This window comes from Gammaproteobacteria bacterium, assembly GCA_003696665.1.
GTDB lineage: Bacteria > Pseudomonadota > Gammaproteobacteria > Enterobacterales.
In genome coordinates this window covers 1-2,582 of record RFGJ01000142.1, presented here as the reverse complement: position 1 = coordinate 2,582, position 2,582 = coordinate 1, and the positions used below count along the sequence as shown (strand labels likewise).

At 54.4% G+C, this 2,582-nt stretch carries 3 protein-coding genes; 2 read left to right on the top strand and 1 reads right to left on the bottom strand.

The features are described from left to right. Positions 1-840: a CRTAC1 family protein gene (locus tag D6694_04455; GenBank protein RMH45657.1), complete on the top strand. Its 840-nt coding sequence runs from the start codon at positions 1-3 to the stop codon at positions 838-840. On the opposite strand, the gene neuC is transcribed toward D6694_04455, so the two are convergent. Further along, positions 814-1,965 (bottom strand): UDP-N-acetylglucosamine 2-epimerase (hydrolyzing), encoded by a 1,152-nt coding sequence (gene neuC / locus D6694_04450; protein RMH45656.1) that lies wholly within the window; start codon positions 1,963-1,965, stop codon positions 814-816. The two genes, D6694_04455 and neuC, sit on opposite strands and share 27 nt — an antisense overlap. Before the next feature lie 246 nt (positions 1,966-2,211). Here neuC and D6694_04445 point away from each other — a divergent pair. Continuing rightward, on the top strand, positions 2,212-2,582 hold a 371-nt coding region (locus D6694_04445; protein ID RMH45655.1), incomplete at its 3' end, for a DUF3450 family protein.

The window sequence follows — 2,582 nt, the reverse complement described above, 5'->3', positions numbered from 1 at the left end:
GTGCACTTGGTGAATCAGGCCGATGAATGGGGGGTGGCCTACGATGCCATGGGGCATGCCACGGGCGCCATGGGGACGGATGTCTTCACCAATGGCGAGGGACAATGGCTGGTGGTTGGCAATTTTGCGGATGAGCCGGACAACTTATACTGGCGGCGACCTGGTGATGCCTTTTTCATGGAGCTGGCGGCCGCACGGGGGCTCGGGGCATTGACACGGCAAGTGCTGACGTTTGGCACTTTGTTCGTCGATTTGAACCTGGATGGACAGCCGGAACTGGTGCAAGTCAATGGTCACGTTGAAAATGAAATTCATCGCGTGTCTTCTCAACAGACCTATGCACAACCACCGCAGGTGTTTTCCTATTGTGAAGGCTGTGGCAAACAGTGGCGACTGACGGACAGCTTGCAGGATAAGCGCTGGGTGGGTCGAGGTCTGGCGACAGGAGATTTCAACCGTGATGGCCGTCCCGATCTTGTGGTGACGCAGGTGGCGCGGCCGGCCATTATTCTGATTAACCAGACGTATCAGTCTGGGCGGGCCTTGGCCGTTCGGTTGGAGGGCTTGGCGACAAACCGTACCGCCATCGGTGCTCGAGTGGAAGTTTGGCATCAAGGGAAGCCGTTGGCCACTCGGAGGCAGGTGCCGGTACGCGGCTATTACTCGCAAAGTAGTCCTGAATTGATATTTGGCATACCGCTGTCCATTGAGACGGTCACCATTAAAGTGTTGTGGCCGGATGGCTCGAAGAGTACACAAACCGTGACATTAAGCCGTGAACGCACTGGCATTCGATTGTGGCACCCCAAACGTTCAGGGAAACTTGCGCAGCAGTCGTAAATCTATCGGGGTGGTCAATAAAGTTTGCACAATGCGCTCGGAACTGTAGCCTTGCCCTGCTGGGGGGGCATATGGGTTTGTGCAGCGTCGCGCGCGCCTTTGGAAATCAATTGATGTAATGATTTCAATCCCTTCGAGAATGGCCTCCGGCGTGGCGGGCACGGTCAGGGTATTATCACTAGTTTCACGCCCAAGCTGCCTATCACCGACATTCAGGCAGGCAACGCCAACCGTCGGCGATTCCATGATGCCGGCGGACGAATTGCCAATCAAGGCGGTGGCTTTGTCCATCAATTTGATGAAATGCAAGTGCGGTAGGTTCACAACAGCCCGATAGCGTTCGGGGTGATTTCGGCAAAGCATGACGATTTTTTCCCGGATGTATCGATGGCCGCAATCTGCGTTCGGGTAACAGAAGATCACCGGTTCGGGACGTTGTGCCAATGCCGCGAGCAGCGCATCAAAATCCGCCGTCACATCGTCGGCCAAAGTGACTGGGTGCATGGCGGCGAGCAGAAACCGCTCGGGCAATTGGAATCCGAGCGTGGCTTCAAGCGCTTCCATGCTTGGCAAAGCTTCTCGAACAAGGCGCTCTAAACTGAGCGCGCCAACATGATGGACGCGCCAGGGAGCCTCGCCCATGGCAAGAAGACGTTGGGCGCAGCGCTGGCTTGGCGCAAAATGCAAGTGGGCCAATTTTGAAAGCGCGTTACGGACGTGATCATCCAGAGCGCCCCCACTGACATCACCGCCCTCAATATGGGCAATAGGCAAACCAAGACAAGTGGCGGCGACTGCCGGGGCCAGCATTTCATATCGGTCAGCGATGACGACCACCCAGTCCGGGCGGCAAGTCTGCCAATGCGTCGTCAATTCTTGAATTAACTGGCCCGAAAAGTGCGCCATGTCGGCGCGGGTATCGGTTTCGGGTAACGCACTGAGACATGCGCCAATGGGGAAGCCATCTTTTTGTATTTCACGGATGGTGTGCCCAAATTCTGGCGATTGATGAGCGCCAGCCACCACTAAATCAAGCGCGCAGTCAGGGTGCTCTGCAATTGTTCGAATGAGCCAGTAAAGATGGCCGTACTCGGCTCTTGAGGTGGTAATGATCGAAATGCGCATGATCTCTCCCGGATGGTGACCACGAGCGCACTATGCATAAGAGATGAGTAATATGCAACAGGGAACGTTGACGGGTGCCTTCATAGTCGTTATATTCACTGCAATCCGAGAGTCGGTTCCTCGCTGACGCCGACGTTACCCGAAGCATCAGGCGGATAGTAGCAGCTTACTGCTGCTGCATTTGTTTTGGTGAAGGGGCGGTGTTAGCGAACTCCGAAATGTTCAAAAACAAACTCAGGAAGTGTCATGTTCATGCAAACCAAACAATTAACCGTCATCGTTGTTGCTGTCGCAATGACTTTAATGAGCACAGCCTCGTTTGCAGCCAAACCGCTGGATGAGGCGATGAAAATTGAAAAACAACTGGTGCGCAGTCATGCCGCATCACAAAAGCGGATCGACCGTTTGGCCGAAAGCACTCGTGATATGGCGGCTGAGTATCAGCAGGTGATGATGGAAATTGATAACCTCAAAGCCTACAACGCTCAGCTAGAGTCGGTCATCCGCCACCAACAAAATACCATGGCACGGCTGCAGCGTGAGATGGACAACATTGATAAAACCGAAGCGGCCGTATCACCACTGATGCAAGATATGATCGACCGCTTGGAGCAGTT

Excerpts from the sequence above, each read along its gene's own strand:
- neuC (RMH45656.1), bottom strand. The coding sequence starts at position 1,965 with ATGCGCATTTCGATCATTACCACCTCAAGAGCCGAGTACGGCCATCTT.